This window comes from Legionella waltersii (assembly GCF_001468085.1).
In the GTDB taxonomy this organism is placed as follows: Bacteria; Pseudomonadota; Gammaproteobacteria; order Legionellales; family Legionellaceae; genus Legionella; species Legionella waltersii.
In genome coordinates this window covers 539,971-555,462 of sequence record NZ_LNZB01000060.1, presented here as the reverse complement: position 1 = coordinate 555,462, position 15,492 = coordinate 539,971, and the positions used below count along the sequence as shown (strand labels likewise).

The following is a 15,492-nucleotide window of genomic DNA, read 5'->3' as shown; positions in this document are numbered from 1 at the left end:
TAATAGGTCTATCAGAGTAATACTCTTCTGATATCACTCAAACACTCACAAATAAATCGGCTGAAGCGAGCTGCTTCTGCACCATCAATGACTCTATGATCATAGGAAAGAGATAGTGGTAGCATTAATCGGGGTTTAAACTCTTTACCGTCATAAATTGGTTTTATAGACGAGCGAGACAACCCTAAAATAGCGACTTCTGGACTATTTACAATAGGAGTGAATGCAGTACCGCCAATACCACCTAAACTAGAAATTGTGAAACAGCCCCCAGACATATCAACTGGAGTCAACCCTTTCTCTCGTGCCTTAGTGCTTAAACGAGCCATTTCCTGAGCAATATTAGCAACAGTTAATTTATCGACATCTTTAATCACGGGTACAACTAAACCATTGGGAGTATCTACAGCAATACCAATATTGCAATATTTTTTGAAAATTAAATTCTCTCCTGTGGGGTCCAATGAGGAATTAAATTGTGGATATACCTGTAATGCTTTAGACACAACGCTACAGACAAAAGCCAACAAGGTAAGCTTGTATCCTGCATGAGCAGCACTCTCAGATTCTGACTTTCTAAAACTCTCCAATTCAGTGATGTCCGCTTCATCAAATTGAGTAACGTGAGGAATAGTTACCCAAGAGCGATGCACATTTACGCCAGTCAGTTTTTTAATTTTGTTCAATGGTTTTGTTTCAATCATTCCAAACTTTGAAAAATCGATTGCTTGATTTGATGGCATGGTAAAATAACTACTGGCGGGTTTATCTTGCATTCGTTGTTTTACGTAATCTTGAACATCTTCCTTTGTTATTCTGGATTTCCGACCACTTCCATGAACCAATGCTAAGTTAACCCCGAGTTCTCTTGCCATACGTCGTACAGCAGGTCCTGCTGATAATATAATCCCAGATCCCTCTGTAGGTTGTTCAACTTTCATTTCCTTTTCAAGGGATTTTGGAGCTTCTATAGCCACTGGAGTAATCTCTTTAGGGCGAGTATCTTCTTTTGATTGAATAACGGGTGCTTGAGATTGCGTAGTTTCAAGCATTAAAATTGGAGTCCCTTGTGATACTTTATCACCTAACTTGATTTTAAGTTCCTTCACAAGACCTGGATAGGGTGAGGGTATATCCATTGTTGCTTTATCACCTTCTAGAGTGATTAAGGCCTGATCTTTTTCAATGGATAATCCTGGCTTAACTAGGATATCAATGACATCTACATCAGTTGCGCCACCAATATCTGGTATGGGTACCTCGATTATCGTCGGAGCTGTATCAGAACCAGATAACGTTTGTTCAACTTTAGGCTCTTTTGATGGTTCAACTGCCGTCAGTTCCTCTTTTTGATTTTGCTCGGTGCTAGCTTCTGCTTGCTCAACACTAACCAATAATATCGTATCACCTTCAGAGACTTTACTACCCACTTGAACCTGTATATTGCTTACAACTCCATCAATAGGTGATGGTATTTCCATACTGGCTTTGTCCGACTCAAGAGTTATTAAAGGAGTATCAATACTAATTTTATCTCCTTTCTTCACCAATATTTCAATTACATCAACCTGAGTTGCACCGCCTATATCAGGAATTTTAACTTCAATTTCGTTTGTCATAATGTTCCTCAACAATTAGCTAAACATTCACCTAATTTGCTTAACTAATGGGTCGCTGGATCTAATTTATTTGGGTTTAAATTGTATCGCTTTATCGCATCTTTAACTTTAGACTTTTCTATTGCACCTTCAGCGACTAAAGCATTCAATGCAGCTAAAACGATGTATTTAGCATCTACTTCGAAGAAGTGTCGTAACTTTGTTCTTGTGTCACTTCTCCCGTAACCATCGGTACCTAAAGTAATGTACTTATGCGGGACAAAAGGCCTTATTTGGTCAGCATATAAGCGCATGTAATCTGTTGAGGCTATAACCGGACCTTCTTTATCTTTCAGTTGCTGTGTTACATAGCTTAATTTAGGTGTTTGTTCAGGATGCAGGGAATTATGTCGCTCACAAGCTAGACCTTCTCTGCGCAACTCAGTGAAACTTGTAACACTCCAAATATCAGAAGTAACCGAAAAGTCTTCTTCTAGCATAGTGGCTGCTTTAAGCACTTCCCTCAAGATAGTTCCACATCCCATCAATTGAACATGCTTTTTACTTGGTTTTTTGCATTCTTTTAATAAGTACATGCCTTTTAAAATGCCCTTTTCAGCACCTTTAGGCATATCAGGATGAATATAATTTTCATTCATAACAGTAATGTAATAAAAAACATTTTCTTGTTTTTCATACATCCGATGTAATCCATCTTGAATGATGACTGCCAACTCATAAGCAAACGTAGGATCATATGAAATGCAATTTGGAATTGTAGACGAGAGGATATGACTATGCCCATCCTGGTGCTGCAACCCTTCACCAGCTAAAGTGGTTCTACCTGCTGTACCTCCAAGTAAAAATCCACGTGCTTGCATATCCCCTGCTGCCCAGGCTAGATCACCTATTCTTTGAAAACCAAACATTGAATAGTAAATATAGAAAGGAATCATTGCTAACTTACTAGAACTGTAAGAAGTCGCTGCAGCAATCCATGAGCAGAATGCACCTGCCTCATTAATCCCCTCTTCCAATATTTGTCCATCTACTGCTTCACGATAGTACATGACTTGATCACGATCCACAGGGGTGTACAATTGGCCAACAGGTGAATAAATACCGATTTGACGAAAGAGCCCTTCCATTCCAAATGTACGACATTCATCAGGAACAATAGGAACAATTCTAGAGCTAATTTCTTTATTTTTCAGTAAGATGGATAAAATTCTTACAAATGCCATCGTTGTAGATAACTCTCTATCTCCTAAACCTTTGGTTACCGAAGAAAACTCATCCAATTCAGGTACTTTCATGGGTGGAACTTCTGTTGACCTTTGAGGTAAATATCCTCCTAAACTCTCTCTTTGCTTTTTGATGTATTGAATTTCTGGACTATCATCTTCTGGTTTATAGAAAGGGATATCTGCTATTTTCTCATCACTGATTGGTATGCTGAACCGATCACGGAATACCTTCAATTGCTCTAAGGTCATTTTCTTTTGTTGGTGTGTGATATTCAATCCCTCACCTGCAGCCCCCATACCATACCCTTTAATTGTTTTTGCTAATATGACCGTCGGGCTCCCTTTATGCTCAACCGCTTTTGCATAAGCTGCATATACTTTTTGGGGATCATGACCGCCTCGGTTTAAGCGCCAAATCTCCTCATCAGACAAGTTGTCGACCATCTTTTTTAATTCAGGGTATTGGTTAAAGAAGTGTTGCCTTACGTATGAACCATCATTGGCTTTGTAGGCTTGATAATCGCCATCTAAGCATTCTTCCATACGCTTTTGTAGCCATCCTTCTTTATCTCGTGCTAATAGAGGATCCCATCGACCTCCCCAAATCACCTTTATCACATTCCAACCAGCTCCTCGGAAGATACCTTCGAGCTCTTGGATAATTTTCCCATTGCCTCTTACTGGCCCATCCAGCCGTTGTAGGTTGCAGTTCACTACAAATATTAAATTATCTAATTGTTCTCTGGCGGCAATACTTAATGCCCCCAATGATTCTGGCTCATCCATTTCACCATCACCAAGGAATGCCCATACTTTACGACCTTCTGCTTTAATTAGACCTCTATTTTCAAGATACTTTAGAAAACGAGCTTGATAGATGGCTTGTAGCGGCCCCAATCCCATTGAGACTGTAGGAAACTGCCAAAAATTAGGCATAAGCCATGGATGTGGATACGAAGATAACCCATTAACTTCTACTTCTTGTCTGAATAATTCTAATTGCTTTTCTGACAATCGTCCTTCTAAAAATGCTCTTGCGTAAATTCCAGGTGATGAATGCCCTTGAATATAAAGTAGATCTCCGCCATTTTCTCCATTTGGACCTTTAAAAAAATAATTAAATCCAGTTTCATAAAGAGTTGATGAGGAAGCATAGGAGGCAATGTGTCCTCCCAACTCAGGAGCATACTTTCCTGCTCTTAACACCATGGCTACAGCATTCCAGCGAATTAATGCATTAATTCTTTTGCCAATACCCTCATCAGGAGGCATCTGCTTTTCTTCATGCGTTTTAATTGTGTTTCTGTAAGGAGTATTAATTGAGCTACTTAGTTTCACACCTTCAGCATTTGCCTTATTCAATAGTTGCTGCAACAAGAAAGCAGCTCTTTCAGATCCATCGTTAATAAATACTGCTTGTAGGGCATCCAGCCATTCTCGTGTTTCAATAGGATCAAGATCAAAATTTGTTTCATTTGCCATGAAATATATCCCCGATGGTCAATATTATTAACTACAGTATGGTATAGCTTGCAATTTTTTGTGGATTATACCCGTGCAACCTTGCTTACAGGTATTGAAATCTGCAGCACAGTTGCATGTTACTTTGCGGCATTGTAGTGGATCACGGTAAGAATTCAACCCACGAGTAACAAATCCACCACGAATTTTAATTTCATGGAGGTATTTTAGATAGTCATTTCTTGCTTCAATAGTAGACATTCGAGAGCAGCCTTTGCAGTCATTGTCGCAATGTTGTTTGCAAAACTCCAAATGCTGGAAACATACTTGCATGCATTGAGTAGGCGCACGCTTACTTTGTAATTGACTTGTCATAGAGTTGCAAGACAACATAACAAAGCATGCAACACAAATAAATATTCTTAATATGAAGCCCATAATATAAGCCTTAATCATTAGTTATAAGGGTAAATATTTACATCCAAGCGACTAGTGTGAATAGAGCTATAAAGACTAAAAAAACGATAGCTGCATGTTCAACAAGCATTTCAGCAACAGGCATTGGTACATCTTCTGAATCATTAACCTGAACAGCGTGTAAACCACATTCATTAAGTAATTTGTCATTCAAATTAGGAGTTGAAAACACATACCTAATAAATTGTCCAAATCCACGTTGGAAATTTCCTACAAGCAAATACATGAGTGCTGTTAAGCGTGCAGGAAACCATTCCAGAACATCGACTGCTAAAGTAGCCTGAATAGAAACAGTACTTTGCTCTTTGCACATGGTTAAAAGTCGGTATAGCAGAGCGGCCAAAGGTCCTGCAATGATAAACCAAAAAATGACCGTAAAAAGCTGACTGTTCACACCAACAAAATAATTGCCAATATTTTCTTGTTCATTCAATTCATCCGCTGTAATTGGATAAAAGGGATTCTGGGGACCCAAACAGTAATAAAAAATTAAAATGCTGAATAGAAATCCTACAAATCCAAAAAATACGCCATTAAAAAGTAAATAGAGAAATGAAACGGACACAAAAATGGGTAAAACTAATGCAGATAGAATAAGCCAAGAATTTGAGAAGTATGGATTACTTCCCGTTTTTTGGGTTATAACATTGGCATAGTCCTTAAACCATGAAAAGCGTTGTAATGATATTGAATGGATTAAAAACCGTTCACTCAGCAAGCATAAAACGATAACTAATAGTTTCATTATATCAATCCTTCCGCATTTTTTCAGAGAGAGCAATTGGTGTTGGGTATTTTAACACGACTAAATATGAGGACACGATAAATGTTAAAATTGTGGTGGCTTGAATTAAATTCGAAGCAACTGCCGTAATCATTTTAGAATTTAAAGCGATACTAGCAACTAATAGAGAAAACTCACTGGCTTGTCCTAGACGCACCCCTACCTCTCTAGCAACTTGTTTCTTTTCACCTGATTTTGTAAGCAAAATGGAAAAAAGCCATGGTTTAAGCAGCAACATTAGAGCAGCCAAAATAATAGCAGGTATAAATACTTGTGACCCATAACTGAAATTAAATGTAGCTCCAATCGAGAAAAAAAACATCACTAAGAAAAAATCCCGTAACGGTTTTAGGCTTTCTGCAATGAAGAGTGAGATAGGGCTTGAAGCTAAAGTTACACCGGCAATAAAAGCACCTATATCCTCCGATAAGCCGACGGCTTGGCCAAGGACAGAAACACCCAAGCACCAGCCGATGGATAGCAAAAACACATATTCTTGAGTTCTATCAAAACGGGCAAGTAATTTAATTAAAATGTAGCGTTCACATAAAAATGCAAATAAACAGATCCCTGGCAAAGCAATAATGACCAAAATGAAGTCATCTATAGTTAATGCACCATCACTATGAGCACCATTAATTAAAATCAATAGAACAATTGCGATAAGATCTTGCATGAGAAGAACACTTATCATTACCTCCCCTGTATGCTGGTGATGCAATATTGTCGTAGGGAGTAATTTCAAACCAATAATGGTACTAGAAAACATCATTGCACCTCCTAGAATCATTGCTTCACCGGAGGTTAAACCAAACCAGATACCAATGACATAGGATATTGCCCCGAAAAAAACGGAGCTTACAACGGCTATCCAAGTTACTTTCTTTAACATATGGATTAAGTTTTGTGGTTGCAAATGTAACCCAAGAAGAAACAATAGAAAGACAATCCCTACATCACCTACTTGCCTAACAATGGATATATCGGAAACTAAATTGAAGCCCCAAGGACCAAAAGCTGCTCCCAGTAATATATAGGCAACAAGTAAAGACTGTTTAGTGTATAAAACTATCGTGGAAAAAAAGGCTGCCCCAGCGAATATTAGAAATATTGTGTAAAATACTGAGCCATCTTGCATTAATAGCCACCTTTTTATGGATGAGGGAGAAACCCCTGCTTCTTTGTGAATTAAATATAATATCAAATCAATACAGAAAATGAACCCTTAATACCATTATTCGCTAATTTAAGTTTTAAGTTATCGGCCATGTTTTTATTCCCAAATGGACCAACCCTCACCACATAATGATCATTATAATGCTCAATGATGACTGGTGAAGGAGTAATTCTATTTAACTTGCTTTTCAATAACTTCGCAGAATACTCTGTTGTAAATGCGCCAGCTTGTAAGAAATACAACCCCTTACTTGCAGGTCCCATTAATGTTTCAATCTCAACTTGTGCAGTCCCTTTAGGGAAGATTCCTAATTTCAAGGCGGCAGCATAAGAGAGATCAATTATTCTATTGGAGTGAAAAGGACCTCTGTCATTGACTTTTACAATAGCTTCTTTTCCATTTTCTAAATTTCTAACCTTGATGTAGGTGGGTAATGGCAATGTTTTATGAGCAGCTGTCATAACGTACATGTTGTAGGGCTCACCACTAGAAGTTCTTTGCTTATGAAATTTCATTCCATACCAAGAAGCTACTCCCCTACTCTTATAACCGGAGGAGTTTTTCATGACTTCATAAGTTCTTCCATCAACATAGTATTCAGATGGATTCCCATAGCGGCTTAAAGGCTCCTTCGTAGGCTTAGGTTCTTTAAAATTTGCAGTCTTAGGGTTCTTTGGTGCTGAATCTTGACTGATGGTGTATCGGTTATTTTTATATTTATATCGATCATACAATGACGATTTACCTTGAGAACGATTAGGATTGGTTTGAGAATTTGAGGGAGGATTTTCAGAGTGCTTAGGAGATTGACAGCCACACAAAAGCACAGCAAGAGCTAATATAATGCAATTTCTCATGATTTCTATCATTTTTTGTTATTGTTTTTTTTAATATACCGAAAAATCGAGGAAATTCGAAGTTTTGATTTTTAGCCGTATTTACCAGGGAAAATATACTTGGATGCATTTAAAAGGCTGTGATAGTATAGCCTATTTTCGATTAAAGCAGGTTTCATCATGACTAAAGCCACGTCATTTCTATTAACGTTATTATTTTTTATAACCCTTATTGTTCAATCTAATAATTCGATGGCTGAGGATTCACTGCCAACATCATCGGATCTACAGAAACCGAAACCAACCACCACAATCGCAAAACCCTTTATAACCCCCGCTGCTCCTATTATCAATGCCAAGGCGTATATGCTGATTGATGTTGATAGTGGGAAAATTCTCGCTGAAAGAAACAGTGATGAAAAGTTACCACCAGCTAGCTTAACCAAAATGATGACCTTGTACGTTATTTCAAACGCACTACAAAATAATCAAATTCACTTAAACGATGAGGTCAGAGTAAGTCGTGATGCATGGAAAATTGGTGGATCACGCATGTTTATTAAAGAAGGTGAAATGGTTTCTGTTGAAAATTTATTAAAAGGTATCATAGTAGATTCTGGAAATGATGCTTGTGTGGCAATGGCAGAGCACGTAGGAGGCTCTGAAAACTCTTTTGCTGAGTTAATGAATCAACAAGCCCAGAATTTAGGCATGAAAAACAGCCATTTTACGGACAGTACTGGTTTACCCGATCCCAATCATTACACAACTGCTAAGGATTTAGCCATTCTAGGTCGTGCACTAGTCATGGATTTTCCCCAATTCTATGGCTGGTATAAACAAAAGTGGTTTACCTACAATGGAATACGCCAGCCAAACCGCAATCGATTGTTATGGAGAGATAATCAAGTTGATGGAATTAAAACAGGTCATACTAGTGAGGCTGGTTTTTGTTTAGTATCATCTGCCAAACGAGGAAATATGCGTTTACTAGCTGTAGTTCTCGGAGAGCCAACAGACGGCATGCGTGCAGATGATAGTGATAAACTTCTAAATTACGGTTTTCGATTTTTTGAAACACATAAACTCTATAAATCTGGCCAATCCATAGCAGAGATACCTTTATATAAGGGCGTGGTAGATAAGGTAAGCGTAGGTTTAACTGATGATCAATTCATCACCATACCTGCTGGTCAATATGATCGACTAAAAATTTCTACTAAGATTCCAGATTACACGCAAGCCCCAATTAATAAGGGCGACAAAGTGGGTGAAATTGTTGTTGAATTGGATAATAAAGTCATTTCATCTCGACCTTTATATACTTTACAATCAATCGAAGCGGGTGGTTTATACACAAGGACGAAAGATTCAATTCGCTTAGCCTTCAGAAGTTGGTTTGGTTAGACAAGGTATCCTAATGATGAAATATGCCTTTATAAACGGTAATTTTATTGAAGAAACCAATGCTTCCATTTCAATTTTTGATCGTGGCTTTTTATTTGGTGACGCTATATATGAGGTATTGCCCGTTTATAACGGGCGACCCTTTTTCCTAGAAAAGCACTTAGAACGTTTATTTTCAAATTTAGATAAAATTAAAATTCCAATACCGAGTTATCCTTTCGAAGAAATCATTGACCAGTTAATTCGTAAAAACGGTGGTGATACTATGCAAGTTTATTTGCAGATTACTCGCGGCAATCAAGGGATAAGAAAACATGATATACCTGATTCACTAGAGCCAACGGTGGTTGCATTTACTCTGCATAATAAGTTTCCGTCCCTCGAAGACAAAGAAAAAGGAATGTCGGCAAAACTAATAGAAGATTTTCGTTGGAGTCGCTGTGATATAAAAACCACCTCTCTTTTAGCAAACATAATGATAAATCATGAGGCTGTGTCTGCAGGATATCTCACCTCTATTATGGTTCGGGATGGGTATATAACAGAAGGGAGTACGTGCAATGTTTTCATAGTGGACAGTAATGATCTCATTGTTACTCCTCCCTTAAATAATCTCTGCCTACCTGGAATTACAAGAAATATTGTGCTCGAATTAATACAAAAAAGTAATCTTAAATACACTGAGGCGAATATAACGATCGATGATCTTTATTCAGCGAAAGAGGTATGGATAACTAGTACTACAAAAGAAATCTTTCCGATAGTTACTGTTAATGACAAACCAATTAACAAAGGTATTATTGGTGGTACTTGGCGTATATTAAATAATCAATTTCAACAGTTACTCACTAAAGCATGAATAAAACAACGTTAATTGAATTTCCTTGTCATTTTCCTGTTAAAATCATTGGATTAAGCTCTGATTCGTTTATTCGTGAAATCACTGAAATCACAATCAAACATTTTTCCAGCTTTGATGATAAAAACCTTAGTCATAAAATGAGTGAAAAGAATAATTATCTTGCTATAACAGTGACTGTTCTAGCTGAAAGCCAAGAAATGCTGGATGCATTTTACGAAGAGATTACCAAACATCCTGACGTTAAGATGGTTTTATAATGATAATTCGTCAACTAGGTATTAAACATTATTCAGAAGTTTGGCTACGGATGAAAGAGTTGACTATTGCTCGAAATGAGACTAGTGAAGATGAATTATGGTTACTTGAGCATTTCCCAATATACACCCAAGGACAAGCTGGGAAACCCGAGCATATTTTGAATCCGAAGTCGATTGAAATTATACAATCAGACCGCGGGGGGCAAGTTACTTACCATGGTCCTGGTCAGTTAGTCGCTTATATTTTGATGGATATCCGAAGAAGAAATTTAGGCATTAGGACATTAGTATCAAAATTGGAACAAGTTCTAATTTCGCTTCTTAAAGAATATCAAATTGATGCAAATATACGTTGTGGTGCCCCTGGCGTCTATGTTAATGATAAGAAAATAGCATCCATAGGACTTCGTGTAAAAAATGGCTGTACCTACCATGGAATAGCTTTAAACACGAATATGGATTTAACCCCTTTTTCTGGGATTAACCCATGTGGATATGCAAGAATGGAAATGACTCAAATTTCTGACTTTATCCCTAGCATCACTGTGGATGAAGTTAGTAAGCGATTTAGTGAGTTTTTTTTAGAGCAATTTTAATAATAGGACATTATGAATTTGTTAGTAGACTATGTTCAGCCTCTCACGAACTGGTTACAAGCCCACCCCAACTGGGCTCTATTAATTACTTTTATAATCGCTCTGAGCGAATCTTTGGCAATTGTCGGCAGCATAGTTCCGGGTTCAGTAACAATGACCGCTATAGGAATTCTAGCTGGAACCGGAATAATGAGTATCGATTTAACACTGTTATCAGCTACACTTGGTGCAATTTGTGGCGATAGCCTGAGCTATTTTTTAGGGTACTACTACAGTGAGACTCTAATTGAAATATGGCCTTTTAAGAAATACCCCGGTCTAATTAAGTACGGAAAGGAGTTCTTCACGCATCATGGTGGAAAAAGCGTTCTGATTGGACGATTTGTTGGTCCGCTTCGATCTATTATTCCAGTGATTGCTGGAATAATGCATATGCCTCAATGGCGCTTTTTACTAGCGAATACAATATCTGGAATTGGCTGGGCCATACTGTACGTTGTGCCAGGAGTAATCATTGGCGCGGCAGGCCATGAGTTATCCGCTGAAGTAGCCACAAGATTGTTTATACTTATCCTGGTTATTTTAGCTTCAATTTGGGTTATTAGCTTTGTGTTTAAGTTAATATTTAGGGGATTGCATCGCTATTTTAAAAGTAATTTACATCACCTATGGGTGGCACTTCATAATAAGCCGTATTTTTCAGGATTGCTTAATTTTATTACACCCAGTTACGAAGAAAACCATTACTCCACAATTGGCTTACTTATTATCACATTCGTTACAATATTAGCATTGATGATATTAACCGGATTGGCATTAAACGGTATTTTGTACACCTACATTGATTTGCCAATACATTATTTTGTACAAAGTGTTAATAACTCGGTTCTCAAAGCCTTTTTTATTGGTTGTTCGCAATTAACTAGCAGCCTAAGTATAATCACTTTAAGCATTATATTTTGTATATGGTTTTTGTATCATAAAAATGTCAAGGCAGTCCTTTACTTAATAAGTCTTCTCATTGCTTGTGTATTTATTGCATATGGTTTAAATCTGCTTACTCACTACCCAAGACCTGAGGGATTATTATTTTCAATAGAAAGCTCCTCTTTCCCATCAATCAATTTAAGTTTGGTTACAGTTCTGTATTCTTTCATATTATTATACATAACCAGCCATTACACGCTCATTACTGGCACCTTAAAAACAGTGATTTTGATCATATTGGGATTGGCAGGTTTTGCTGAGATCTACTTAGGGGATTCTTGGATAAGCAGCATAATCGCTTCGTATTTATTAGGCACGAGTTTATGTCTCATTTACTACTTGTCGTATAGAAAATCAGTCTCAAACCATGTTAAGTCAAATCATGCATTGGGAATGATTACAACATTAATTGTTAGTACCTTCTTCGCTTGTTCTATATCGACGTACACGAACTATAACAGTTTAGTTCACAACCACATGCCCTATTTAAAGGAACACATCTTATCTGAGCATCAATGGTGGGAGCAAAAGCAACCTATATTACCTCTTTATAGATTGAGCAGAGTTGGAAAACGAATAAGCTTTCTTAACCTACAATTTGTGGGTGATTTGCATCATTTTCAAAGCAACTTAGAAAACTATGGTTGGCAAAGCCACAATGACCGATCGTTTTGGTCCAAGTTAGTGTTGCGGATGAGTAACAATGAAGAAACCGTTAAATTACCATTATTAAGCCAATTGTATGACAATAAAAAACCTGAATTGGTCATGACATTTAAGGATAAAAAATTAAAATTAATTCTTGAGTTAACAATTTGGGAGTCTAATTTTTACATATCGGATAAAAAGTATACGGTATGGATCGGTTCTGTGCATCAGAATTTATTGAATATAAAGAATAAATCGATTTCCTCTCCATTAATTACCGACTTAAATCCCATATCTTATGTAACCCCAGCACTAGATAATAAATTTAATTTGAAAAGAATTATAATATCAAGTAAGTATTCTAAGCCAACCATGTTCCCCACATTACCTTATCTTTTATTAATGAAAGAAAAAAAATAGCTGTTGAATGCAATACGGTTGAGGAATAAATAAATAACTGATATAAAATGGTATTGTATAAAAAAGGCGATCATCTGATAGCACACCGATGAACAGCCTTTGAGATCAACTGAACACGTATAACTATTTAAGCCTTCTTTAAAATTCCTTTATAAAGGGAGAAGATAAAATCAACCCATTAGGAACACCACAAATGTACACCTTAGTGAGCATCTTATATTCTTTATTACCATTAGTTGGCTTAATTCTTTTATTTATTGGGATAAAAAGAAATTTACTGACTTACGTTATTTCCTCACTCTGGATAAGCCTAATTGCTTTGATCATTCATTTTAAAACTTCAGGCGGTGAAATTTTAGGAAGTTATTTTAATTATCCCAACGCATTAAGCCACTCTGCTAATATGGTAATATTGTGCGTGTCCTTGATATACATTTTTTCAAACATTACTAAACAAAACAAATCACTTAAATATTTAATTAGCTTTATTCAATCGTGTGTTGTCATAGGAAGTGGTTTACTCATTATAAACATTTGGATTAACGCCTATTTTATTGAGAATAGATTGCCAGGCTCACCCGTTATGCAGGTTTCTATGATGGAAAAACCTAAATACTGCAGCTACAAATACATTTTCTATAAAGTAGCAGCTGATGGAACGGTGTATTTTCTGTGCCCTAATTACTACGGGCTAATACCCTCTATAGGTCATTTATCCATTAGCCCTGATTTTCTTACAACACAGATGTCAAACCCAACTAAAAAGCAGCTATTACAGCTACAAAAGAAGAAAAGCTAAATCAGTGTTTTACTAATGAGTATTATTTGTTAATATCCTTTTAATAGAATTTAATTACGCTTATATGAAATATTTTAGTACACTTATCTATTTGATTTTAAGCTTAAAATGCTTTGCTATGGGACCCAAGTTAAATTGGGATAATGCTGTGGATAAAGCAGTAAAGCGTTATGGCTTAAGAGTCGAGCCTCAGCTAAAGCAATACTTTAATAAGGCAAAGGTCACTTACCCACCCCAACAAATTGCTTTATTGGCATTTAAATCAGAACGTAAGGTTGAGCTATGGGCTAAAAACCCAGATCAGAAATGGACCCATGTGCATGATTATCCATTGACTGGATTCAGTGGGCGTCTAGGCCCAAAGCTACGTGAGAATGATAAACAAATCCCTGAAGGAATTTATAAGTTAGTTAACTTCAATCCATTTAGTAGTATGCACCTTTCCATGATGATTAATTACCCTAATAATTTTGACAGGCAGAAAGGTTACATGGATGGTCGAAAACAATTAGGAAATAATATCTTCATACATGGTAAGAGTCTATCCGTAGGATGCCTAGCTGTCGGAGATTTGGCGATTGATCAGCTATTCATTCTAGCCCGTCGAGTCGGCCTGCAAAATATTCAAGTTATCATAGCTCCAAATGACTTAAGATATAAAAAGCCTACAACCACTAATTTTGCTCAACCAAGATGGTTGCCGGAGTTGTATAAGCAAATTACTGAAGCATTAAAACCATTTAAAGAACCAAGCTACACAGCCTAATGAATGAGAGGAACTCGTGACAATCAGACCTAATGCCTCTCATTCATTCTATATCTTGCATTATAACTTCGGCTTACTAATTAATTGAAAATAACTGACTGTCATTGCTATGACAATAGCAGCGACAACGTTAATAAACCGGTTTATGACTACTTCAGCGCTATTATCAGGTAAGCCAGCAAGGAGCATAATGGCTAGAGCACTTCCAGCATGATTCCCAGAGGCGGAAAATCGTGACTCATACCCAATAACAGTTCCGCAAATAAAAAAGCCCACAACAAGTACCAAGGCAATAATCGGCATATTGGAAGGAAAAAAAACAGCTACAGTTCCTCCTAATACAGCCGCGAAAATTTGCCCCAACAAACGGGCCAATGATTTGCTTTGTGTCTCTGCGATGGTGTCCTCCATAATGACAAATAAGGTAATTGTCAGCCAAACCCCCTGTGGATAGCGAAAAAGTATCCAGAAAATAAAGGTTACAGATATAGTTAAACTAATAAGCAAAGCATTGAACAAATCAACTTTAGAAAAATGGATGGTCCGAAAAACTCGATGTATTTTTTTTGCCGTGTCTTTATCGAATAAATGTGTTTGTGATGAAAAAAATTTTGACAATATCCAACTTACTAGGCTCATAACTATGATTCCTATACACACCTCAAGAGTACGATACAACGCAATAGAACGAATGTTATCCAACAAAAACGACTGAATCACAATAGTTGCGCTAAACCCTGCAACTATGGATAAATAATTATACGGTTTTGTCTGTAGCCCAATATAAACAGTAACTGTCGAAAAAATTAAAATTGCCAAAAACAATAAGATAGGCGAAAAACCAATCCATTCAGCCATAATAAATCCGACAGTGGCGCCAAACAATGTTCCGAAAAGACGTAATCCTGCTTTGACAAAGGTTGCAGAAAAAAAAGGTCTAGTAATGGCTGAAACAGTAACGACAGACCAAAACCCTTCACTGAAATGAAAGTATTGTGAAATAAAGAAGCAAATTAACCCGCAAAGGCTCATTTGTAATCCAATAATCAGAGCATCGCTCAATTTTTTAGTTGGCATGAGTTTGATTCATTCTTTTATCGCTGAAGGATTCTATATTATGATTATCTTGCTAAGATCTGGAATTCTCAAGGAATTTGGTTATATACTTTA

General features: G+C 36.9%; 14 protein-coding genes. 7 read left to right on the top strand and 7 right to left on the bottom strand.

All coding sequences use genetic code 11. The features are described 5' to 3' along the window. Positions 1–11: 11 nt before the first annotated feature. From aceF to Lwal_RS15635, 6 genes are all read right to left on the bottom strand, one after another. A complete protein-coding gene (gene aceF / locus Lwal_RS15655; RefSeq protein ID WP_058481725.1) occupies positions 12–1,619 on the bottom strand; it encodes a dihydrolipoyllysine-residue acetyltransferase in 1,608 nt (535 codons plus the stop codon). A gap of 44 nt (positions 1,620–1,663) precedes the next feature. Next, positions 1,664–4,327 carry a pyruvate dehydrogenase (acetyl-transferring), homodimeric type gene (aceE, locus tag Lwal_RS15650; protein WP_058481724.1) on the bottom strand — a complete coding sequence of 888 codons (2,664 nt, stop codon included), beginning with the start codon at positions 4,325–4,327 and terminating at the stop codon, positions 1,664–1,666. Positions 4,328–4,354: 27 nt separating this feature from the next. Next, positions 4,355–4,744, bottom strand: a complete 390-nt coding sequence (locus Lwal_RS17150; RefSeq protein ID WP_083500122.1) for an acyltransferase — start codon at positions 4,742–4,744, stop codon at positions 4,355–4,357. 37 nt (positions 4,745–4,781) lie between these two features. Continuing rightward, entirely contained in the window at positions 4,782–5,528 is a 747-nt protein-coding gene (locus Lwal_RS15645) for a hypothetical protein (protein ID WP_058481723.1), read from the bottom strand. Positions 5,529–5,532: 4 nt separating this feature from the next. Then, on the bottom strand, positions 5,533–6,705 hold the full coding sequence (locus tag Lwal_RS15640; protein ID WP_058481722.1) for a cation:proton antiporter: 1,173 nt from the start codon (positions 6,703–6,705) through the stop codon (positions 5,533–5,535). Positions 6,706–6,767: 62 nt separating this feature from the next. Then, positions 6,768–7,601 (bottom strand): septal ring lytic transglycosylase RlpA family protein, encoded by an 834-nt coding sequence (locus Lwal_RS15635; RefSeq protein ID WP_058481721.1) that lies wholly within the window; start codon positions 7,599–7,601, stop codon positions 6,768–6,770. Positions 7,602–7,760: 159 nt separating this feature from the next. Between Lwal_RS15635 and Lwal_RS15630 the strand changes: the two genes are divergently transcribed. The 7 genes from Lwal_RS15630 to Lwal_RS15600 all read left to right on the top strand — a co-directional run bounded on the left by Lwal_RS15630 (position 7,761) and on the right by Lwal_RS15600 (position 14,322). Next, complete coding sequence (locus Lwal_RS15630; protein WP_058481720.1) at positions 7,761–8,987, top strand: D-alanyl-D-alanine carboxypeptidase family protein; 1,227 nt, start codon at positions 7,761–7,763, stop codon at positions 8,985–8,987. Positions 8,988–9,000: 13 nt separating this feature from the next. Next, on the top strand, positions 9,001–9,846 hold the full coding sequence (locus Lwal_RS15625) for a D-amino acid aminotransferase (protein WP_231951035.1): 846 nt from the start codon (positions 9,001–9,003) through the stop codon (positions 9,844–9,846). After that, a complete protein-coding gene (locus Lwal_RS15620) occupies positions 9,843–10,106 on the top strand; it encodes an HP0495 family protein (RefSeq protein ID WP_058481719.1) in 264 nt (87 codons plus the stop codon). The genes Lwal_RS15625 and Lwal_RS15620 overlap by 4 nt, the downstream gene beginning before the upstream one ends. Then, positions 10,106–10,702 carry a lipoyl(octanoyl) transferase LipB gene (lipB, locus tag Lwal_RS15615; RefSeq protein ID WP_058481718.1) on the top strand — a complete coding sequence of 199 codons (597 nt, stop codon included), beginning with the start codon at positions 10,106–10,108 and terminating at the stop codon, positions 10,700–10,702. The genes Lwal_RS15620 and lipB overlap by 1 nt, the downstream gene beginning before the upstream one ends. 12 nt (positions 10,703–10,714) lie before the next feature. Then, positions 10,715–12,757 carry a VTT domain-containing protein gene (locus Lwal_RS15610; RefSeq protein ID WP_058481717.1) on the top strand — a complete coding sequence of 681 codons (2,043 nt, stop codon included), beginning with the start codon at positions 10,715–10,717 and terminating at the stop codon, positions 12,755–12,757. A 193-nt stretch (positions 12,758–12,950) separates the two neighbouring features. Beyond that, complete coding sequence (locus Lwal_RS15605) at positions 12,951–13,556, top strand: hypothetical protein (protein ID WP_058481716.1); 606 nt, start codon at positions 12,951–12,953, stop codon at positions 13,554–13,556. A 64-nt stretch (positions 13,557–13,620) separates the two neighbouring features. After that, positions 13,621–14,322 (top strand): L,D-transpeptidase family protein, encoded by a 702-nt coding sequence (locus Lwal_RS15600; RefSeq protein WP_095197524.1) that lies wholly within the window; start codon positions 13,621–13,623, stop codon positions 14,320–14,322. Between the two features lie 60 nt (positions 14,323–14,382). Here Lwal_RS15600 and Lwal_RS15595 read toward each other — a convergent pair whose 3' ends face one another. Next, on the bottom strand, positions 14,383–15,399 hold the full coding sequence (locus tag Lwal_RS15595; protein ID WP_058481715.1) for an FUSC family protein: 1,017 nt from the start codon (positions 15,397–15,399) through the stop codon (positions 14,383–14,385). Between the last annotated feature and the right edge of the window lie 93 nt (positions 15,400–15,492).